This window comes from Lysinibacillus sp. LK3, assembly GCF_001043675.1.
Classification (GTDB): domain Bacteria; phylum Bacillota; class Bacilli; order Bacillales_A; family Planococcaceae; genus Lysinibacillus; species Lysinibacillus capsici.
Genome location: NZ_LDUJ01000004.1, coordinates 98,524 through 122,923, shown reverse-complemented (window position 1 = coordinate 122,923; position 24,400 = coordinate 98,524). Strand labels below are relative to the sequence as shown.

The 24,400-nt window shown below is 31.6% G+C and carries 14 protein-coding genes; all 14 read right to left on the bottom strand.

The window, feature by feature from the left end; genetic code table 11:
* A partial coding sequence (locus tag VK91_RS03905; RefSeq protein WP_156181892.1) for a toll/interleukin-1 receptor domain-containing protein occupies window positions 1-919 on the bottom strand: 919 nt, incomplete at its 3' end.
* A gap of 525 nt (window positions 920-1,444) precedes the next feature.
* Window positions 1,445-5,131, bottom strand: coding sequence for an AAA family ATPase (locus VK91_RS03900; protein WP_197078706.1), 3,687 nt, complete (start codon window positions 5,129-5,131; stop codon window positions 1,445-1,447).
* Window positions 5,132-5,461: 330 nt separating this feature from the next.
* Complete coding sequence (locus VK91_RS03895; protein WP_048390972.1) at window positions 5,462-6,208, bottom strand: hypothetical protein; 747 nt, start codon at window positions 6,206-6,208, stop codon at window positions 5,462-5,464.
* 328 nt (window positions 6,209-6,536) lie between these two features.
* Complete coding sequence (locus VK91_RS03890; RefSeq protein ID WP_048390970.1) at window positions 6,537-6,923, bottom strand: SMI1/KNR4 family protein; 387 nt, start codon at window positions 6,921-6,923, stop codon at window positions 6,537-6,539.
* Window positions 6,923-7,459 (bottom strand): HNH/ENDO VII family nuclease, encoded by a 537-nt coding sequence (locus VK91_RS03885; protein ID WP_048390968.1) that lies wholly within the window; start codon window positions 7,457-7,459, stop codon window positions 6,923-6,925. Before VK91_RS03885 ends, VK91_RS03890 begins: the two co-directional genes overlap by 1 nt.
* The gene (locus VK91_RS03880) at window positions 7,456-10,707 is read right to left on the bottom strand and encodes an ATP-binding protein (RefSeq protein WP_048390966.1); all 3,252 of its coding nucleotides are present in this window, start codon (window positions 10,705-10,707) and stop codon (window positions 7,456-7,458) included. The genes VK91_RS03885 and VK91_RS03880 overlap by 4 nt, the downstream gene beginning before the upstream one ends.
* Window positions 10,708-10,731: 24 nt before the next feature.
* The gene (locus tag VK91_RS03875) at window positions 10,732-11,304 is read right to left on the bottom strand and encodes a hypothetical protein (protein WP_048390964.1); all 573 of its coding nucleotides are present in this window, start codon (window positions 11,302-11,304) and stop codon (window positions 10,732-10,734) included.
* Complete coding sequence (locus VK91_RS03870) at window positions 11,301-13,598, bottom strand: dynamin family protein (protein WP_048390962.1); 2,298 nt, start codon at window positions 13,596-13,598, stop codon at window positions 11,301-11,303. The genes VK91_RS03875 and VK91_RS03870 overlap by 4 nt, the downstream gene beginning before the upstream one ends.
* Window positions 13,591-14,754: a dynamin family protein gene (locus tag VK91_RS03865; RefSeq protein WP_048390960.1), complete on the bottom strand. Its 1,164-nt coding sequence runs from the start codon at window positions 14,752-14,754 to the stop codon at window positions 13,591-13,593. The genes VK91_RS03870 and VK91_RS03865 overlap by 8 nt, the downstream gene beginning before the upstream one ends.
* A 36-nt stretch (window positions 14,755-14,790) precedes the next feature.
* Window positions 14,791-15,759, bottom strand: coding sequence for a YafY family protein (locus VK91_RS03860; protein ID WP_048390958.1), 969 nt, complete (start codon window positions 15,757-15,759; stop codon window positions 14,791-14,793).
* A gap of 672 nt (window positions 15,760-16,431) precedes the next feature.
* On the bottom strand, window positions 16,432-18,507 hold the full coding sequence (locus VK91_RS03855; RefSeq protein ID WP_048390956.1) for a hypothetical protein: 2,076 nt from the start codon (window positions 18,505-18,507) through the stop codon (window positions 16,432-16,434).
* Window positions 18,508-18,516: 9 nt separating this feature from the next.
* Entirely contained in the window at window positions 18,517-20,565 is a 2,049-nt protein-coding gene (locus VK91_RS03850) for an McrB family protein (protein WP_048390954.1), read from the bottom strand.
* Window positions 20,566-20,599: 34 nt separating this feature from the next.
* Window positions 20,600-21,997 (bottom strand): reverse transcriptase domain-containing protein, encoded by a 1,398-nt coding sequence (locus tag VK91_RS03845; protein ID WP_048390952.1) that lies wholly within the window; start codon window positions 21,995-21,997, stop codon window positions 20,600-20,602.
* A gap of 323 nt (window positions 21,998-22,320) precedes the next feature.
* The gene (locus VK91_RS03840; protein ID WP_048390950.1) at window positions 22,321-24,285 is read right to left on the bottom strand and encodes a DEAD/DEAH box helicase family protein; all 1,965 of its coding nucleotides are present in this window, start codon (window positions 24,283-24,285) and stop codon (window positions 22,321-22,323) included.
* Between the last annotated feature and the right edge of the window lie 115 nt (window positions 24,286-24,400).

Genomic DNA, 24,400 nt, shown 5'->3' with positions numbered 1-24,400 from the left:
CCTCTTTTTCAAATAAATTCAATCGAATATTAGGTAGATAAATACTATACTTCTTATCTTTACTTTCCTCTATGAAAAAGTGCTCTCTACTTTTGGTCTTTATTTTTTCAAATAAACCAAAAATATCATGATGATTTAGTGTTATTAAAATATCTTTAAATTCATTCCGTTTTATTTCCAAAGCACAACTACCTACTAGACGCTCTGGGAATTTAGGCAGATAACCTCTAAGTTCAATAGTATTAGTTCTACATGTGTAATTAGAAAATAATTGAAAATCTTCCTCAAACCTAACTATTTCTCTGTCGGCATTATTATGATCTAACAAATTAAATTTTTCTACTAAATTTTCTGTAAAAGAATTATCTTTTATTTCTATTTCACTTAATTGAGTAACTGCATTATTTATTTTCAAATGCATCTTTGGAATTTTAGATATTCTTATTTTCTTTTTTCCAATTTCCCCTATATCATACTTAGGTGTTTTCTGTAAGCGATATATTAAATCGTCTAAAGCAGACTCAAAGTCATCATTTGAAAAGTCTAAATAATGGTATCCTTTTAAGTAAAATGGAACTTTTTTATTTGCACTTAGTTGTTTAGTAACCACTATTACTTTATCTTTATTTTCATTAATTACCGATAAAAGTAACTCCGATTCAAAACCTACCCCGCCAATAAATTCATCTGCCTTCATAGTATAGTTTTCAGTCACTACTACTATCACAAAATCATCATTCTTGATTCTCTCTACCATCATTCTATTTAAATTTATTGTATTTTGTGATGTAATATATTGATCGTATATAGTATCGTAACCTTCTTCACGAAGTCTTCTTACTAAATAAGCAACCCACTCTTGATGTTCCTGAGAATCCCAACTATAACTTACGAATATTTTTTCGCGTACAGTTTCCAAAAAATATACCTCCCACTTTTCATAAATATTCTTTTTCTTAATTAATCATTCAGAATTTATTATTCTCAAATAAGTAATATTCTTCAACAAATTAGATAAAGATATTTTTCTATTCAAATCATGTATTTTTCTTACATCTATATATATTTGACTGAAAAATTTTAATGTTGCAGCATCTGCCATTCTATAATCTACAATATCTATCGCATCAGAACCAATAAACAATAGTTTTTTTGGAAATAGGGAAATAAAGCCTTAGAGTTTTCTTGATTTAACATAGTTTTATATTCAAATGTAGGTTATCGAATGTAAATAAAATTTCCTGAATCCTCGTATGTTCCTAATTTTACATTTTTTAACTTTATAACAACCTCAGTAGATTCCATACAACCTCCTTTCATTTTATCTTTTAGTCTTTATTAAAATAACTCCAACCATTGCGCGACAGCCTCGCAATGTTGGAGTTGATGAATTAGATGATCCATATTAAGAAAACATAGCGATTTATCTAATTTTGTATGCTGATTATTGGGAATAAATAAAACTATCTTTTATCCATGTTTGAATTTTACTCTCTATTAGAGTCGCATCCAAACTTCCATTTAACCCATCCTCAGTAATTATTAGGTTACCAGCAGTTTCCGAAATTCCCGCACTTTCATAATTTATTTTTTTCTTCTCCCAATCCTTTTTATATAATTTATCTCTTAGCATTCCAAGATGCTCTAAATAAGCAGTTTTTCCTTGGTAGCGTAAAGTAAAATCAGGAAGATAGGATTTACCACTAACATCTAAGCGTTCTTCATAGGAATAATCAATATTCATCTTATCAAGAATATTAGCCACAATTACTTCGGATTTTGATCTTACCATTTCACCCCGAATTGTTTTATGGATCAATTTTTCTTCAAAATACCGTTTTTGTTTATTAGACTCTATCTCAATGATGTTTGGAATTTCAAATAGGTCTGTATATCTTTGTTTAGTATCCGAATACCAGTCATTCGAATACTGAATTAAGTCTTGAATTGACAAATCACTTAAAACAATGAGTTTTTCCCTTTGACGAGAAAATGCTGTATACAAAAGTTCTTTTGTAACAAATGAACTTTTACCATTTATGACTACTATGGTTTTACCAAAGCTAGAACCCTGTGATTTATGAACTGTAAGAGCATAAGCAAGTTCTAACTTGGAATCGCTATTCTCGCCACCAAAATCAGATTTAGCATATGAAAATACTTTACCTTCAAATGAGCCAAAACGGAACTTATACCAACTAGTATTCTTATCTTCTTTCCCATATTGACTTGGGTAACCCGCCATAATACCAATTTCTCCATTTGCAATATATGCTTTCCCCGATGAACCATCCCAGTAATCCTTCATACCATTTACATTGGATATGATTTTATCTCCGTAAACGATATTTTGAACAGATTGAGGACTGTTATTTGACCATGCATATGCATTCCATTTCTCGACAATGTCTTGACGATATCTTTGGTGAAGTTGATTATTCAAATAATAACTTCCTGCACCAATAAATTTAGTTGGAGATAGAATTTGCCAGTCTTCTATTTGTTCACTAGTTGGATAATTTGTATATATACCATTTTTTTTAGCGCCTAAACTTTTATTAAAACCATCAATATCAGCTTCATTTGTCATGCTTGTAATTTCCACCAATTCTTCAAAGAACACTTTTTCTAACTCATCTAAATCTGTGTACTGAATATATTTAAGACGATTATCTGTTTGATTATTTTGAATACGGTAAATTACATCTTTATCGACTAAATTCGAATTAGAGAACATTTGAGCAAATGACAAATCGTCACCACCTGAACCCTGTCTCATCTCAGTTATCAACGTTGCGACCTTATCAGGATATTTACTCTCTAAATAATTTATCAAATCGACAAATGGGCGTCCTGCTCCTATTGGGGGTAATTGATTTGGATCTCCTATAAATATAATTCTTTCAGCATGTGAATCAACAAGCTTTAGTATGCCAGCAAACATATCTTCAGTCAGCATTGAGCTTTCATCGATAATGACTGTTTTGGCAATACTCGAACTAGGTTGGCTTGGCATCTTATAACTCAGTGTGTTCCAACAGAAACCCTTTGAACGAATTAAAAATTGTGCTACAGTCATAAACTCAGCTTCAACACTATTCTTCTTAAATGAATTCTCAAGTTGAACTCTTGCTTTCCCAGTAGGAGTCAATGCTAATACTCCACCAGCTTTAATTTCTTTTGAGGAAGCTAAAATCCCCAATGCCGACGTTTTACCCGTTCCAGCTCTTCCCAATAAGACCGATATTTTAGATGACTCAAGAATCTTTAAAGCTTTCGCCTTTTCATTACGAGCCGATCGATCGTTTTCTTCATTATTTTTCTGAAATTCACCAAATTGGTCGTTAATAATCTTTTCCCAGTTTTGTTCACTCGATAAAGTAGTTTGTAAACGGCTATTAACTATATCGACTACCAATTGTTTATAATCTTGATATTCCCCTAGTTTTATGTAGTTATTTTCTTTATCAACATACAATTCACCATCCTGCAAGAACTCTAAAACACCTTCAATTTTCTCTGTTTGAAAATCCGTTTTTTGATCTAATGGTAATTTGTTAATTTCTTCTACAATTTGATCATAGCTGAGTAACGTATGGCCATGATTTGTGGCTTGAACTAAAACAAATATCAACATAGCTCTAAATCGGCGCTTATCACCTTCAGTTCTCATTTTGGTTGGTTTAATTAGAGGATATTTATTTTCCACCAACGGATTTACAAACATTGCATTGTCGATTTGCGAAATAGTAACTTGATGTTCGTCCTTTTCTTTTCGTGTAAGTTCGAATAATCTGTATGGGTTTCCAACAATTTCAGCTGCATAATTTTTCAGGTGACCCCAGGCATAAATAGCTTGTTCAACAGAAAGATTCATTCGAGACAAAAGTTCGAAATACCGAGTTTTGTTTTCATCTCTTAATAAACCAAAAAACTCATCCTCTTTTTCAGCCAAACCGTCATCCAGTTTCTCGTAGCCAGTTTCTTTCTCTCCTGTGAAATATAACTTCAATTCAGACATCAAGTCATTTTCAGTAATAACAACATGACGAGCAACATCGTAACCATATCTAACACCGAAAGCTGATAAAATTGAACCTAATCCAGGGAAAATACCACGTTGATTCCAAACACTTTTTAATTGATTATCCACATATTCAAGTTGAACATTAACCCATTCATGATTAGCTTCTTTCAGATTGAGTTTCACTATATTTTTCAATGCATTTTTCGCTTGATTTAGCACATCAATAGCCGCATCGTAGCTAACCCATTCAGCCGCATATGAAAACTCCGATTTAAAACCTGCCGCTTCAAACAATGTAACACTTGATACATCAAAATCAGGATGCTTTTTTGCATACTCGGCAATTTCGAGATATGGCATTAAAAACCCGGTTTTGCCATCTACTCTTATTGAATGTGCTGCATTCGTCTCCCAGATGTAGTTTTTTTCATCACTACTTCCATCTGAATCATACTCATGAATTTCTACATTTGATACTATATTTCCTATTCCTGCAATTACACGCCGATTATCTTCAATAAATGGAACTTGTTTGTAGTACGGAAATATCAATGAATTGTTTGGACTAATTCCGGAAAAGAAGTAATCAAAAATCCCTTTTTGAGATTCTCCATGTGATACCCACGCACTTGACCAGCTCAGCATTTGTTCTGTTTTATCTATGTCAAAATGAAAATTGTAATATCTTTGTTTCTCATTCGCATTATCCTTTAAAGTCCATGAAAAGGGACGTAATAAGAATGAATAGGGGTCCATCTCAAAAGTTGTTTCTTTGAAATGCTTGAACTTAGCATTTGCATTTCCTTTTTTATATGGATGGTTCATTTTAAGATACAGCTTGGTATCACTCATGAACGCAGCGTTCTCTGTAATCCAGCTTTGCATTCTTACTGGTCCTACTTGGTCATAACTTTTACCTTTATTTGTTTCCTCAAACTCCAAATCCCTTGATGATGCAATGTTGGGGATTACTTGAGCAGCTACATTAAACCTAGGATTATTGTCAATTCGCCCTGTATAATCGTTATCCTTCCAGGGAATTCTTGTTGAAAAGTGTTGTACATAGTTTGTTTGTGATTTAACTTTCTCTTCTTTATCAATCAAAACATTGGTCATCTCCTTATTAACAATATTGTTTAATAACATTATATATTTACTTCCATATTTTGTGTATTCAAAAATAAAAATCGTCAACCAAGAGTTTGTATCTTTTGATTAACAATTGGCTTTTAATGCTATTTTTTTATCCCACGCTATGTTCTCAAGAACTCATTTTTTTCGCCTCTAGGTCAAATATGTAAGAGAAATTTAATTCAACAACCACAGTAAAATTAAGCCTTACACCCTTGGCATCAATAGCACACACTTACAAGCCATAACCGCTGAGCGTGGTCAAATAAGATGTATTAGAATCGCCTTTCAAAATTTAACCCTCTACACAGACAACATATCTGATTTTTGTTCTAACATATCTACAAGTTTTGTTAACCTGTCTATTTCTGAAATTGGATCTACAGATTCATCAATCTTTGTTGCAATTGGCATTTCTAGAAAATTAAATTCTTGATGTTGTAATTCTTGATTCAAATTAATTCCACATCTAATATTCTCAAATAAATCTTCAAATTTCTTATTAAAAATCATTACATCTGATTCATAATTAAAATAGCTATACATTTCACCATATGCAGGTATTGTCAAATTCGAACTACCTATAATTCCAGCTAATGGCGTATTAGTATCATCTAATACAATTAGAATTTTAGCATGCCAATTTCCTACGTCTTCTTTAAATATTTTTAATTCAGCATTATCTATACTACTACCAACTAAACTAGCAATTTGCTTATAAAAGTTCAAAAAATTTAAATCATTTTCAACATTTTTCTCTAAATCTTTAATTTCTTGATTCTTCGACTTTTTAATTCTATCTAAAATATCTGGTTTATTATTTATTTCTCTAAAATATGTAAATTGGTTCCTACTTTTCCCTTTCATATCTGGGTAATCTTCTCTCAACTTAAAAAAACCATCTAAATCTGTCCAGTAATTTTTCCCACCATAAACCTTTACCTTCTTAATATTAGAAGTAGCTATAACATTTTTAATCTCATTTGTTATTTTTTCCTTATAATATCCTGAAGATATAATCGCAGTTCTTGCTTCTGGAAGTTCCAACATAGCATTAAAATATTTTCTAAAAAAACTATTTTCTTTCTCTGTTCTTAATGTAATATGGATACTCAGATATATCACCTCTAAAAATTTTTATAATACTGAATTAATATTTATTTCTCAAAAAATAGTTAGTTAAGAATTAGTCAGCTAGTTCAAGCCAAGAAACAGATTCACAATTTTTTTAGCCATTGTTTTTGATCCCAACTATATGTACGTTGAAACATCGGAATTATAAATTGTTTCGAACCTTCAATAATTTCTTGTAAATTTGTTTCGTTGGCTTTCAATAAAAAGCAGCAGATGAAATATGCCACCTCCTGCTTTAAATAGATTAAATTAAACTTAAAATATACTCCGCTGTAGAACTCAATAAATTTTTAAAATCACCATTTTTAAATTCATATACATTGTCATTTTCATCAACAACAATTAAAATCCCATCAATACCTAAATTTTGAATAACGATATATTGATCTAACTCACCTTTTGCTAATTCTCGTTCCTTTAACGTTGATTCTACAACATTTAAATAGCCTTTTACCCCTAAGCCAAAAATTTCATCAGAGCCAATATCTATACTGCCAAATTCAGATAAAATCTCTCGATATGTTGCTGGAATTTTCATTCCTAATTGTTGTTCAGCAGCATCAATTGCTTCAGCACTAACACCTTTATAAATATCTGCATCGCTTTTTTTTATTTCATCGATAAATGTCATTATTCATTCCCTCTTTCTGCAAGGAGTTGCTCAGCACGTGCTTTCCAATGCTGTTCTCGCTCTTTTTTAAATTCATTTCGATCAATTTCAGATTCTACTTTTTTATCATGCAAAACCCCATCTTGAACAGGACCTCTATGTTCTTGCATAGTTAATTCAGCTAATGGTGCATCACTTTTTTGACCAATGTGGTGTAACTCTAATGCTTCACCATCACCAATCGGCGGTCTTCCTTTTTGCATTCGTTCTAAGTTTGTCAGTCCTTTTTCATCTACAGCATCTAAATCGATATCCTTCTTCACTAAACAAGGACGTTCATTGACTTCCTTTTCTTCTAAATTTGCGTTAGCATAAATATCTCTTTCCTCTATAGAGACATCATTTAAACTATCTTCTAAAGAACGGTACTCTTTAAACGGTGGTTCTGAATCATCTGTATATAAAGGTTTATCCAGCTTGTCTAACAATTCTTTATCGATTGCGATAATCCCTTTGTCCTCGACAGGTACTTCTATAAGTTTGATTACTTCGTTCATCGTATTTTCCCTCCCCTTACAGCCTCGATCCAAGTTTTATATACCTCAAAGTGTTTAAGACTCTCATTTGCAGTGGATTTTAATAAGCATTGTGAAATAGCAAGCTTCATTTCAGAATTCAAACCCGTTGTATTTTGAGAAATACGTTCATTTAACTTCAAATTTATCGATTCGATTTCTGAACTAGAAGTAAGTAAATGTTTTAATTGATTTTTTTCACTTAACAATTCACAAACCACTTCCGCTAAAATGTCGAAATGAGCTTTATCTAATAAATATGCTTGATATTCTTTGTCAGTAATATATAAAGTTAACTGTTTCTTTAGCTTTGTAGATAAAACAAGCCGTTCTAGGGATTCCATTAATTCATTTTCAGTTAATAAATTTGCTTTTCTAACTCTACCCTGTAGTAAGTATTCAAGGATTGCTGACTTTTGAGTCTTAACGTCTACTGGAATACGATCTTTATCTGAATACTCATACTTATATACCTTACCGCTGAAGCGATTAATCCCACACAATACTGGTTCCAACCAATCATTTTGATAAACAGCTGCAACCCCTTTAGGTAACTTAATAATCTCTTCTAGCTGTTTATCATTTAATCCAGCTGATTTACCAACTAATCTTCTATCCATTTCATCTGGCAATCGCAATATAATCTTTGTGTTCGTATTACGAATAGCTGACATATCTAACATACTAGGAGATTGATCTACAATAATAAATCCTTCTCCATAAGTTCGCATTTCAGCTATTGCATTAGATAACATTTCTACCGATTTCCCAATTAAATTTGAGCCTTCAGCTGATTGTTCAGTTGAAGTTCTTTTCAAAATGTTATGTGCTTCTTCTAAAACTGTCACATGCTTTATAGGAGTATTTAGTTCTCCTACATTTGCCATGCGATGCTCATTTAATCGCATAACTAATATTCCCATTATTAAAGACTTAGTTTCTGAAGATCCCACTCTGCTCAAATCTACAATTACGTTTGAATCGAAAAGTAAATTATTATCAAGTTCTTCATTACAGAAAATTTGTCCATTTATACCATTTGTTAGGGATCTTATCCTCGTTACTAGTGATCCAATATAATTGCCCTTTGTTTCGCTATCGTAAGCAGTTTGATTAATCACAATTTCTAAACTATTCAACAAGTCTTTAAAGGTTGGATATAATTCCACTTCACCTTCTAAATATGTTGAAGAATCTAAATCCCAGCCACAAGTTTCATAACAATGTAAAATAGCTTCTTTCAAAATGGCTGGCATTGCTGCATACATTGGCCAACACACATTAAAAATTTCCACTAAACGATCTATATGTTCTAAAACATGTGTGTCTTCTGGAAACTTAAACGGATTAATTTTTAGCAGCATATTCTTTTTAGAATTTGTTCCAAATACATTAACATTTGGATCTCTTCCAAAAATATATTTATATTCTCCTTTGGCTGGTTCAATAACTAAAAATTTAACCCCTTGCATTTCTAATTGGCTTAGTAGTTCATAAATTGTATTCGACTTTCCGGAACCTGTTGACCCGGTAATTAACGTATGCATACTTAAACTTTGTAAATCTAGTTTTACTCGGCTTGAAGTAATCTTTCCGAAATTATATACAGCACCAAGATTAATAAAACGAGTACCTTCTTGTGTATAGCTAACGACTTCAGGTGCAAATTCAACATGCTCAATTACTGGAAAACCGCTTACAGATTTTCTTGGTAAACTCATATGAATTGCTAACTCTTTGCCACTTACTAAAGAAGTAGGTAAAATCGGCAACTGTATGTCATTATTTTGATAGTTAAATGTTGGATGCATAAAGTTTTGAATATACTTGTTTATTTCAGATGAATTTCGGTCAGTATTTGTCCAACTCGAAATTGTAGACACTTCTAAACCTGTGTTTTCACCTTGCATTAAAGATTTATATGTGGCCGCTGCTATATCTGCTGCATACGGTGTCTTCGAAATAAAATATGCCGCACATTCCCACATTCCTAAACTTTCACACTCTTGTAATCTATCTAATTGCATATCAATTCGATGTAAATAATTTTGCAAAGTTTTATTTTGAGTTGTTAATTGAATTGATTCCGTATTTCCTCTACTAAAACCTGTGGCATCAGACTGACTTTCATTTGTTGTTGAGGTTTTTCCTACTGAAGAACCTGTAGTACTTGCAATACTAGCATTTTCACTAGTAGATGAACCCTCTGTATCAGACACAGTAGCATGTGTAAAAGCCGCAATCATTCCACCAACAGCCCCTCCGACAGCTCCACCAACAAGCGTTCCTACTCCTGGTACTACACTACCAATAACCGCACCAGCAGCAGCCAAACCTCCGGCAGTAACTTTACCTACGCTACCCCCTAAAGTATTTTTTGATATTGAGGATGAGGAATTATCAGTATAAGTTTTACCTTTCGTATTAGTTACAGATTCATTAGTTGTATCTGTCACTCCTTCACTAGTACCTGTTGTATATGTTTTCGTTTCATTTATTGAGTCATTCATACCATACGATACTTGTGAACTAGCCATTGGCGCTAACATGGAATAAATATTTTCATATTGAATTCGAACATTTAATAAATCTTGGCGGTCAACAGGATTAGCCAATATTACACCTGTAAATACTTCACCTTGCATTGTTAATGCTAATTTTTCTAATCCCTGAATAAAAGACTTATTCATTTTTAGTTGTTCATCTTTATAATTTGCCACACCCGTCACAATAGATACGGCATTGGGATTATTTTGATTAAATAATTCCTCTATTTTGTCTTTTGTTACATTTTCAGTTTTGATTCCAGGGAAATGTCCATTCATTGCATTTTTTAGCGTATCAAATGAAGTTTTTGTACTGTTATTTTCATTTAAAGACCGGATTCCCATGTAAAAATCAACTTTAGTACCATTACTGTCAACCACTATAAATACTGAGCTATCCTTTACTGCTACTGCATTTAACACGCTAGCTAATTTAAATGTAGTATCTTCATCTTGCGAATAAACAATTTCATTAATTTTGAACATCCGCACATTTTTAGCGAGATTTTTTTCAATGCTAACATCATCTAAAGGGATAACTTGCATATCCTGCAATTTAGTTATGTAATTTTTTAGTACTACATCATCAACAACTTCGAACGCAGTAGAAACCTGCTGTTCGAAGTTTTGATATTTAGGGATTGATAGCTGTTGCTCTTTTTTCTGAAGTTGAAGTTCCGTCATAAAAACACTCCAATAGTTTAACTTTTATTTTTTCACAACATAATAGGTAATACCGCCAACGACTACCGTTGCAATCACAGCCGTTGCTGCTATTGTTACAATTGACCAACCTTTTAATACACCTAGCAAAATAGATGCTACCCCTACACCCAATACAGCAATTAAAGTGATAACTTGTTGAGAGTCTGCACTTGATTCATCTGATTGGTTTAAACGATTATTTGAATTCTGTGAGCTTAATTTCGGTTGTTGAACTTGTTGCTGAGAAGTATTACATTGAGATTGTTGCTGTTTTTTTAATTCATCTGCATATACATACTGTTGAACTTCTTTAATGTGTTGAATACGCTCTGCCGAGAAATTATCAACTAGGTCATATTTTAATAAACTAGCATAATCTTTATCCCAATTTTCTTTTGATTCAAATTTTGTTCCATCATGTGATTCAATAATATTCGGTATAAATTTCAACGTGTACTCTAACATCGATTTAAACTGATTAAACGTTAAATCCATTGTTAAACTATTTTTTAACATCATCTTAACTTTCTCTTCATCTTCTATTTGAACTGCTTTTTTAAAATCTGCTGAAATCATACTTCGACTACCTCCCCGATATCTATAATTTTATTCACCTTTTCATTAATCCGTTCTAACCATTCTAATCTAGCTTGTGATTCAGCAATTTTTGCTCTGATTAATGATTCATCTTGAGTAAAAGTTTCTAATTCTTTTAATTTATCACGTAAAATTTGATCTACTTTGTCGAATTTTCTGTAATAATCCATTTTTATTTGTTTAATATTTTCCTTAGCCGATCCTTCTACTTCCTTAATTAACATACGATTTTGTTTCTCTAAATACGTTGAAAATTCATCAGATATTATTTGTGCGCTAACCATTGTTTGTTCTTCATAAACATCTCGGTATAAAGTTGTTGGTTTCCAAAACTTTAAGCTTCCAAAGAAACCTGAACGTTCTGGGTTCCTATAACTTTCTGTACCTACTTTAACTTTTTCAGTATACGTAGCTGTGTCTAAAATACGATTTTTTTCAATCCCAAAATCTAATTCGGCAGCAATTAATTGCAATGGTTCAAATACTAAATTATCCGTTCCTAACCCATCAACTAATTTTACAATTTTCCCTTTGTACTCTTTTAATAATTGGTCTGCTATATTGTTTAAATTGTCATTGATCATTTTTTCTAAATTAACAGTAAGTTTTGAGTGACTTTCTCGAGAAATTCTAATTAAATTTTCAATAAAACTTTCTGCTTCATTTTTAGCAAATTCTTTTCCAATTGCACCAGTTAAAAATTCATCAACTGAACGTTGATGTTTCAAAACAAGCTTCCTAGATTCAGTTTTAATATCTTTCATAACATCTATTTCTTCAATCTTCTTTTTAAACTTCTCTGCTTCTTTCCCTGAATTCAATTTTTCCTCAATCTGACGAATCTGCTCTTTTATTTGAGCATGGCGTTCCGTATTTTCAGCAATAGCAGTTTTAGTTTCCTCAAAAGCCTTTGAACTTTCTAATTTCTTTTGGAATGTATCTACAACATTTTTGATTTTGGCTGTTCTAGCATATTTTTCAACATATAGCTTAATTGTTTCTTCTACAGCCGGAATACCACTATGAATTAATGCGGTTTCTAAATTCATAATATCACCATCATCAGCAAGTCTTAACTGTTCATCAATCTTTCTACGAATGCTTGGTGTTAATGTTGCATATTTTTCTAAATGTAATTGCTCGTTACGGTTTAATTTTCTCGCCATCATCAGTATTTCGTCTTCTAAGTCTTCATCAACTGATTCTGGATGATTTAAAAGCTCACGTATATCTAAGGAAGATAATGCTGCTGCTGGGAAAATATTAGGGTCATGTATACCACGATCCGCTAAGTATTTTCGTACCTTCTGCAACGAACTTTCTACATCGTCTTCACCTTTACGGAACTGATCCAACTTATTCACAACGAATAAATAACGATCTTTCGATTGTTTTCCACCAACTTGCATACTATTTGCAACCGCATTTAATAATTGAGAATCATCATTAACACCTAATTGTGTTGCGTTCAAAATATACAATACTAACGCTTTTGAAGATTCATCTAGATTTTTGTATGTCGTTTTCAAGTGGTTTTCATCACGTGAATTGTTTGGTCCAGGTGTATCGATTAATACTAGAGACATTTCTTCCGTACTAGTAAACGGTATATCACCTTCAATGCAAATCGTCGATACTTTTTCTATTGCATTTAATTTTTCCATATCTTCCAAACCTAAATTGGGAACAGATTTAATTACATTACCAAATTCATCATAAGCCGTTGCAAAGAAATCTTCGTCATCAGTATCTTTAATTCTTGAAATTGTTGCTGTACAAGCTTCTTGACTTGATGGCATTAATTTACGTTGTAGCAATGAATTAATCAATGTTGATTTACCTGCACTCATTGTCGCAACAACAGTTATTTCAAATTCATCGTTCAAAGCCTTTTTAAAAGCATCTTGTAAGTCTTTTGATTTAAGCTCTTCTATAGGACCATTAATAATCTCATCAAAAACTTCCTCAATTGCAAATTCCATATTTGAAATTTCTTGAACTGGGATATGAGTTAATTCAATTTCAATTCCTTTTTTCCGGGCTTTCTCTATAATTTCCTCAACATCCTCTAAATCCATCGAAGTACCCATAAAATCTAATTCAAAGTAATCTTCATTACACTCATCCTGTAAAAATTCAGCTAATTGCTCAACCCATTCTTGTAAGCGTTTTGAGCCTACATTTAATACGCTATTTTGTGGAATTAATTCACCATCAATTTCTATGATGGTTTCTAATTTAAATGGATTATATTTAATAAAAACTTTAGCCATGACTAACATCCCTTCTACTAATTAATAACTCTAGATTATATAAGCCGCATCTAAGTAATTTTTCTTGAATTTCATTATTAGCTACAATAGATGGTGAATTATATTTTGCTAAATCAAAACTTGCTCTTTTAAGCTTTCTAGTTAACAATTCAAGTTCATCTTTTTCTTCATCATTTAAAACTTGATCAGAGTTATCTAGCTTTAATAAATATCCTGTGTATGCCGAAATCGGTTGGATTACAGAATTAACAAAACCTAAATTCTCAAGCTGTATTTTTACATTATCAACACTTTGTTCCACTGAGTCATGATTTTGTCTGAACTGATCTACTTTATTAATCACAAAAATTATTTTTTCAGTTGGTACATTATCCTTTATAAACTGTAAATGATTTATATCATCATTTGTGCCTAAATGATTACCATTCATAACGTACAACAGGACATCGAAATCTCCTTTACGAATTACTTCTTCTGAAATTACTTTATGTTCAGGGTCCGCAGATGAATTAACACCTGGAGTGTCTATTATTTCCCATAAATATGAATCCTGAATATGACTCATTATAGAATGTATCACAACATTATCTGAATCAAGATTATGTAAAATTTGTGAAATATTATTTTTCAAACGCATTCTAGTGTTGTTATGTAGACAATAAATGTGATCTCCGCTACTTAAATCTTCTTTAACACTGTACTTTTTTGCTGTACAAGATTCATTTTTTGTTGTCATTATTTTTTTACCCACAAGCGCATTTACTAAAGTAGATTTACCTGCACTCATTGTTGCTGTTACTAATATTTTTTTGAAAACATTATTGCTTATAAAGCTTGATACTTCTTCAAATTCCATTTCTAGTCTTTGGGATAATTCTTGTATCAATTCAATATCATTTTTCACAACAAGTTTACTTATAAATTGAAGAAGTTCTTTATGGTAATTTTTATATCTACCAAGATATAAATTGTTGTCCATAAAATGTTTAGGGTTCTTTGGTATGTAAAAGTCATTCGGCATTTGAATATCAAATAGCTCACTTGTGGTTTGATTCCAAATCCCCAGATTTGTTTTAAAATCTCTACTATATTTTTCAAAAAAATAATATTTTATATCTAACCAATTCTTTTTGTAATTAAAGCTCCTATTCTGCAAAATCTCACCTCAAAGTCAATTCTCTATAACTAAAGATTAGTAATTAATCGCCATCCTGTTAATGCTATTTTGTAGGGTTATTACCAATTCCTCAGGGCTGATTACTTCTATATACTCCCCTTGACTCAACAACCACATCTTAACCCCATTACCAAACACCTCTGCTTCGAAAATTACGCCACCATCAAACTTTTCTACAACTCTTGCTGTAGGTAATCGGTCAATTACAGCTTGTGGTGAGGGGCCAGTAAATTTAAACTTCACATTAATTAACTCGCCGGGATACATGAATTGTACCCGCTTGCGAAATTCTCCTTCTTGGAATCGTTTGTCGTAAGGTACTTTGAATAATACCCCTGTTTGCTCAATTTTTTCGATACGATCTACTCTATAAATAGTTGGAAAATCAAAATCACTCTCAGCTGAATAAGCTATTAAGTAAAAGTAAAATTCAGAAAACATCATTCCAACAGGCTTTAATACGCGCCTTTTGGCTTCATCATCTATTTCACGCTTGTAATTTACATAGATTATCTTTTTACTCTGGATAGCTAATGATAACTTCCATAGTAACTCAATCAGCTCTTTCTTATGATGAAGCTCCACATATAAGTGCTTTTCGTTTAACATCATTTGTTGAATTAAATGTTGGTCTTCCTTTTTCGCCAAAGAGGACAATTTATCAATTAAGTCATCCATTTCAACCTTAGGAAAGGCTCGCGATTCGATTAACACTTTCAAAATAGCAAAAATATCTTCATTTCTAAGCCACTTAGGTGATGCAGTATTTAATACATAAGCTTTTTTTGAACGATCATAGTCAAGATATTCATTTGTATTTTCCAATTCAAGAAAATCTCTTATGCTTTGAAGATCACGCTGAATCGATTTTTCGCTAGTATGAAATCGTGCAGCTTCTTCCTTTTTAACAATTTCCTCACCATTTTTTAAACGCTCATACATAGATAAAACACGATATACTTGTGACTCTTTCTCGCTACGCATAACAACACCTCTTATAGCCTATTTTACACATCCAAGTGGACATATAATGACCAAATGATTATTTAATAAAAACAAACTATACACTTAGTATAATACCATTATCTCCTATTTTTAAGAGTGTTATGGACCAATAAAATTATATTAGTAAATAATCAACTAAATATTTTACAACGTTCACTTTACGAACGAACGTTTTATAATCAAGTTAAATCAATATTAACAAGGGAAAACCCCAACTCAGAAAGTGACTTTTAATGTCGATAACTTTGAGTTGGGGGTTTTTTGGGTAGGAGGAAAATCCAAGTCCAAGACTGCTTGGGACATTCCGATATTAAAACGACGATGGATTTTTATACGCACCTCACACCAAAGGCTAAATCAGAAGCTATTCAAAAGTTCGATAATCACATGAATGGCTCGCTTTAAAATAAACTACGTTTTAACTACGGTTTGTTTAAAAACATATAAAACTATACGAAAGAGAAGAACACCGAAACCCCATATATACCATGGGATTTCGGTGTCCATTCAAACCTACAATTAACATAAAATAGATATTGTGGATATTCTACCTATAAAATTAAAGGATTACAAGGCTTTTCTGATTGTAAAAAATTGCTCTTACAAAGGAATTAATAAGGTTTTATAAAAATTGCTTACGGAGACAATACTTTACCAAGATATAAACTTTGATTTAATAGTTTCACCCATCAACAAATTATATTCAATATTTAAATTACTATTGTTAGCAGTTGCATAACATGTTGGACAGTGTACATTCCATTCGTCATTTACTTGTACATTAAAATTATAGGTAGCATATTTATAAAGTGGGCGTGGTCTTTTTAACCATAATTGTTCGTTCAAATCGTAATAATCTATTAAATCTTTACCCTTTTTCGCGCAATCTCCACAATAATTTTCCACCCAGACAATTTGACAACTATCACAAATATAAGTATTTTTCCATTTCCTTAAAAGTTTATTGTATCGATCTTTTCTTATATAGCCTATTTCTCCATCAACTTTTTTTGCACAATTTAAACAAAAATATCCTAAAGCACTTTTCTCATGTAATAGACGCTTTAAATAAATGTGCAAATTTTGTTGATTCCTTGGGGTAAAAGAAAAATGAGCATACGTATGCTGTTGCCTTGATAAATTAATTTCGGCATCTTTTATATTCCACCAACCTATATTTTGATCTGGATGAATAATTGCTGCCGTTCTAAAATTTACCGATTCATTTGATTCAAATGTTGCTAAATATCTTGTTGCAGACCGCAATAGGTCTGTCCTCAGAACATCTACACCATTTTTCATAGCACTATATTCTTTATACTTGGCATCAAGTATATGCATGAACCACCGTTTCTTTTCTTTATGATAAATACCTATAATAAAGTCCGGTCGATATCCAGATTGTTCATGTAAAAAATCATAATAAATCGCTACATTAAAAGGTGCATTTTCTAACTTAAAAATTCCTTTATATTCACTGATCGTACCCTTTTCTAAAAATCGATTCTTTATGTCATCAATAAATATTTTTAAATCAGCACCCCACGCCTTCAACTGCTCAAATATTTTTAATAATATCCAAATTTCATAGAGCGTTGGTGATTTTAAAATTGATTGAACAAAAAATCTAAATGTCGTTGAATGCTTCGGTACTAATTTTTCATATTGTAAATATACTTCATATAGGTCACTATACAATGGGTGCATTCGAAATAAATGTGTTTCTTCGATTTCCATTGAATCAAATTGTAAAAAATCATAGTTAATTAGACTATTTATTGTTCTATTAAAGTTAAACCATTGATTTGTACGCAATTGAAGTTTACGAACATCCATCTGCAAACTAATCAATTGATTTTTCATTACCTGTTTAAGTTTAAATGATTTTTCTTTATCAATAGCTTGTTTTAATTCGGATATTTCCCCTAATAAACCCAGAATAAAATTCGTCTCAGCACTTTGCTCTGTATTAATTCTTTCTAATAAAATTTCTAACATCCGCCGAATCATACGATGTTCTTTTATATCTGTTGAAGTTGTGTATACATCTGTTTTAATTTTATCTGACTCATTTAATTCCATTTGTAAAATTGTTTTTACTCGCCATTTCTTCACTTGATGCCGCCATACTTTAATTGGCATTATGGTTAACTCATTAGCAGGTTCTTTAGCAATTCGTTTCAACAAATTTTCTATATTAGTAATCATACCAGCTAATGTATCAATTGGAAAAAATGGTAACTGAATAGATTGTAATTTCATTTCTTCTACATATGAATTCTGCATGTAATCATAGGAAAATATATCAAACAAGCGTTTTACTTCTAATTGCATCTCTATATATTCTTCTATTGACATTGTTCCAGGAGTAACAATAACTTCTTGGCTTGCTAAAAGTTCCATTGTACTATCGTAGCCTTTTATCTGAAAAGATCCCCCAGCATTTACTCCGAAAATACTGTCAGTTTTTTGTATAAAATCATCCGATATCCATCTTTTTTCTCTATGATACCAAACTTCATTCAATTCGTCGTATGTTAACGTTGCAACGACATTGTTAAATTGCTCTACAACGACTTTAACAGCACTTGGGATTTGTACACCAATTTGAGTCATTTTCTTTTTTACCCGGTTATATTCACATGTATAATAAATCCCTTGTGAAAAAGCCAATTCATTTATGATTTGAATTTCATTACCTTTTTTAGTTATATGAAAGCATTTCATCCATAACACCTACCAAAAGCTTACTGTATATTGATTTTTTTTCATTTTATTCCACCTTTTATTTGATTCTTCATACTGAGCTAACTTATTACTAATGTCATCAAATGATTCTTCCAATAAATCTCGCTTCATTTCAATACGTGGTAGCACTTTCCCAAAAATAATTCCATCTATTAGCTGCTCCGCAATTTCAACTGAATGAGCATAATGTAGAATTTCACGAATATGTTTATATCCTCGGCTGTTCAATGAGGCATTCGGATATTGTTCAAGAATTTCACATAGTGATTCGATTTCCTCGATTATATGTTTCGTATCATTATCAGTTAAATGCTTTTTCTTGAATCGATCAATACTAAAGTTTACTTTTCCATGTAATGGGTTACCCTCCAAATGTTGTTTCAGTTCTTTTTTACTTTCCATTGGTAAATGAACGACTTCAATTACAAAGCTACGATCTAACACTTTTGGACTCAGTGGCTTTACAGTATGATCCATATTTAAAGTACCTACAAAACGAACATTTTCTGGAATATTGAACTCAGCACGATAGAGATCTAATAATTCGGCTGCATTTCTTTTTCTTTCTAAAGACGCATTTTTGTCTTTTAAAACGAGCTTTGCAATTTCTAAATGTTTTTTAGGGTACAAATAGATTGAAGGTTTTTTCTTTTCACGCGCGCTTAGTATTTCTGAAAAATAGTATTCTACATGCGCTAAGTTCATTTCATCTAAGCAAATGACATACAGTATATTTTTATTTTTCGAGGCTTCTGCTAAAGCTTCCATAAAAGGCGTTGGAACAAATGCTTTATCATTCGGATGAAAATAGCCTAGTAAATCTTGTGCATCTGTCCAACTCGACTGAACAGAAATCATTTTAACTTTCACATTTTCTAAACAATCCTCTAAACCTTCTATAATACTTGATTTCCCAGTTCCCGAAGGACCTGTTAATACAGTTAAAAGATTCGCTTGTAACGAATAGAAAAACTTACGAATCAAATGTTCTTCATAAATTAATGCTCTTTTATCATTATTGTGATAATACAATTTTTGTAAATCACTAATGAAAGTTTCTTGATTATTTGGCAAGATTTTTAATGTTTCAGCTTCTTCCCCTATATCTTGTCCAACTAACTTTTTGATTTCTGTAATAATAGACAGCCACTCTTTTTCACTTTCATTCAGTCTCTCTTGAGCCTTAATTACTTGTTGCTTTTGCTGTTTAATTTCTTCTTCAAGTTTTTTTTGTTCAGTTAAACTATTTTGAAGTTTAATTTGTATTTCTTCATTATGAATTATTAATTTTTTCATTAATACTGCTTCTAACGGTTCTTCTAATGTTATTTTTTTTAAATCCTCGAAAAACTCTGGGTGAACTAATTCACCAATTGCCTCTTTTAAATTTTGAGGTAATATTTCAGCATCATCTAAATGCAGAAATAATAACGATGTAATATGATTTTGATTTCTAGTTTCGTTAAAATTTACCGAAATAACATCGCCTATTTTAAACCGTTCGGGATTTTTCACCATATTTATTGGCTTTGATATTTCCCAAATCGCTTGTAAAAAAGGGTGTTTCATTTCTTTATAACCTTCAGCCGTGAGTTCAACGGGTACACCTATAATTTGTTTATGCACTCGTTTAATACGAACTAATAATAAGCCATTTATAAATCGTTTAAACTCAAATACAAATTCCGCATTTAATTCCGGTGTTAATTGATTATTTCTATAAGCTTCCTCTAACTTTACTACCGTTTCTTTCCCATCCGCTTTTAACCATTTCTCGTATGGTGTTTGAAATACATTTAATACAGGGTATTCTTCATTATTAATACCTAGTAATTTTTCCATATCATCTTTTTCTAGTTTTACAGGTGAATAACCAATTACCCCTGAAGTCAAATCATCTTGTGGTTCATACAACTTCAAATCTAATTGATTTGTTAACCTAAATGACTGCTCTTCATTATTTCGATTTCGTCTTAATACTTCAGGTAAATCTTCCTCTGTAATTTCTCCTTTTTCAAATGGCCATTTATTATTCATAATTAATATTAATCTCCTATCTAAATGTTAGTCACTATAAACGTCTATGTATTCTTCCCCAATGCCTCTTGACCTGTTTCTTAATCAGGCTCTTCACTGGCAACCGACACATTTTATTATGAGCCTTATAGGCATAGGTAACGAAATTCCCACGCTTTTTATATTCAAATCCAAGATGCGTATATAAATCATACAATGACCTTTTTGGTCCTGGTCGTTCTGTTGCATATTCAATACGTTTGACTGTTTTGGCTTTGCGATATGCTCTTGTGTAATAATTAAAAAGGCTTTTTTCCCTTAATTGAATCATCTGACCATCAGTTACAAATCCTAAGTAATCTAATTTAGATGGCTGTAACTGCTCATCTAGTATATTGTCACCATTCCATAACCGTATTTCTGTTTTTTTCTGTTGCACATCTAAACCATCACTTTTATATTTATTAATGATTTCAAATAATTCATTTCGAATTGTTGCGAATTCATTTGTACTTTGTTTTTCAAGAGGAATAATTACAATTAAGTCATCACAATACCTTCTATACATTGCATTAGCGGACTTTTGCTTGCACCACTCGCTTATTTCTTTATCAAAATCAATTAGATGTACATTAGAGCAAACTGCACTCATACTTGATCCTTGCGGAATGCCATAAGAATCCGAATTAGGGTTTGGCTTTAAATATTTCTTTTTAGATTTCCTAAACTCACTTGAAGTCATGATTCGATTAATTTGATGTGTCTTGATTTTTTTATTTAATGTTCTTCCGTATTTTTCCTCTAAAAACTTATCAATGTCTTCCCTATTTACATAAGTAAATTGTGTAAGGTTCTTAAACACTTGATACCAATCTCGTTCTAAGGTTTTTATACCTAGAACCCTTCTTATATTCCGCTTTAATGTTTTATGTGAAATATTATCGAAATACTTAGTAAAATCACTTGAAATGACAACTGCATTTTCAAACTTAAATAGATGATCAAATACTTCAAATGCAAAATCGATATTATTTTTTCCTAATTTATTATTTCTATAGGCCACGACATTATCATCAATTTCATTTTCAGATGCGTAGATATTATAAGCATTGTTTAACAAGTCGCCGTAAAATTTATAAATGTAGCCATCCTTATGAGCAGAATAAAAAATTTTACGTTTTTTAGGTTCCCCTCGTTCTTTTCTTTTAGTTACTTGCCCCTGCTCATCGATCTCTTTAATCGTTACAAATCTTTTAAAATTCATTTCAAAATGGATAAATGGTAAAAAAGCATATGAAGCTACCCAATCCTTATTCAAGAGGTTAGCTTTCATATGCTCTATGTGTATTCGTTCATCAAAATGTAAATAACCTTTAGATCTATACTTCTCCCAATTAATATTAGAAGAGCTAGAGAGGTTATGTAATTGTAGTGGCCCATTACTCCATTTCATAACAGAAAACCTCCTAGCCTAATTTGGTGTCATCCATCCGTAGATGAATGCTCTGCTGACCACGCGCTCCCGCATATAACGGAATTCTTACTCTTAAAACATTACACTATACTCACCCTATGGAGGTAATTACAATGTTGCTAAGTTTGTCTAGCAATCTAGAAGTCCAGCTAGTGCTGTTCTTGATAGAAGTTACTAGTTTGCTTGTTGAGGTTCTAAATATTTATAACCTTGACAAGCGTGAAACTTTATACTTCTGCAACTATTTTCACAGAACAATTATATTATCCTATTTTATTAAACAGAAAGCAAATTTTTCATTTTCAACAATAAAACCCCAATTTTTCAATCACTATTTTTTTAGCGATTCCATAATCACTCGTATTAAATTCACCAATACGTTTTTTTAGTTGCTGATAAATCGCTTGATGAATATTCCTCGTTAACCAGCCAATATTATCAACCTCATTATCCAATTGGAAATCGTAGCGAACTGGTAATTCTGTCCCCTTTTTCTCTAATTTACTTTGTACAAAGAAATCTTCGATTTTTATATTTAGCCATGTAATGTACTCTTTTCTTAGACCTTGTGCCTTTAAATAGTCTTCACCTTCTGAATAATTTACTTGAATATTTTCATTAGCTTGTGCTTCTTTCTTTTCAATTAGCATTTGTGCTTCTTCCTCTGAAATTGTTCCTTCTTCTTGTAATCTATGGATTCGTTCTATTTGAGCCTTTAAATTATTTACCACTTCATCATTCGTAGCTTTTTTGGCCGCTAAATATCGATCAAATCCGTCAGTTGAAAATGAATCTTCATTTCCAATTCCTTTAGAAGAGTATTTTGTAACACTTCCTAATTGCTGTGGAACTACTACTAGAACATCTTCATCAATGTCTATTTTAGATTTCCTAGAAGATGACCTTGTCTCTACAAACCCCATCTCTTCTAGCATATTAATTTGGACACTCATGCTTTCTCTTTGGGATTTAATCACTTCTGAAAAGGATTTTTGCTGTTTGTAATACTCCCACAGCTTTTCAAGTCCTAGTTCCTTGTGATAAATGACATTACAAAAGTTATCTAATTCAGAATTAGCATTATAAATTTTTCTTAAGCCCCTCCCTATTGCTTGAGCATATGGCGTCAATGATTTAAATGGTCTAAAAATAGAAATAATGGAAATATCGGAATTATTATAACCCTCACCTAGCATTTGAATACTAACCATCACATCATATTTACCTTGTGCAAAATCTGTTAAACGAATATCGTTCTCTCTTTCATTATTAGAGTTAGTACTTACATAAGTCGCAGTTAAACCTGCGTCTTTAAACCATTGGCAAATTGATTGGGCATGTTCGTCATTACAAGTAATAGCTAACACGCGATGGTTAGGGTAGCTTTTCCTTTTATCTATTAATACTTGCTTTGTTTGTTGAATGATCTGTTTAGAACAAACTTCTGACAATGCTACGGATTTGTTTATCCAGTCATTATTTAATTTCTGCTTCGCTTCTTCTAACGTCAATTTTTGACCAGTTTCATTATGGACAAATTCTAATTCTCCTGGGATTTCAACTTCTTTTATTACATCTTTTAATAATCCATCTTTAATAGCTTCACCTAATGTATATTCATAAATTGGATCCAATGGATTGTTTGTAATCTCTTGTTTATCTGCTCTAAACGGGGTAGCGGTTAACTTAATTACTTTTGATGCTTTAAAATATGCCAATGCCTCTTGCCACATAGGCGCTGCAACATGATGAGCTTCATCAATGATAATCATATCGAAAAAATTCTCATCAACTAAATTCATTAAGTTAACTTCATCACTACTGCTGTTTATTCGATGGATATTAGTAATAACAATATCTGCTTCTTTTAGCTTTCGAATAGCAATACTTCTTTCCTGTTCACTACCCTTTTTAAAACCTTGATATAGTAAAGCTTTCGGAAGTCGATCTGACTTTAAAACAACGTTATATTTATACAAAAATGAATTTTGAGGATTAAACACTGTATCAAATTCATCAAAAACCGTTCTTCTAACAACTTTTCCTGGAGTGATTAATAGTACTTTTCCTTTACAATTAGCAAAAGGTAGAATAGACATTAAACCAGTTTTACCAGATCCAGTAGGCATAACAACTAACACTTCTCTTTTTTCAAATTCTGGAAATTGTTCGTAATAATTTTGAACGGCCTGATATGCATCAATTTGAGCTTGATATAGTTTGCTATTTTCTATAATGTTTGCGTAAGTAGAATTAAAAATTACCATAATATACCTCCTTGTTAATTCTATAATACCATATTTATACCTTTAGATATTATATTGTTTTAAAATCCCCAACTTTCTGCTTTACAATAACGAACAAAGGTTTTATATAATCTTA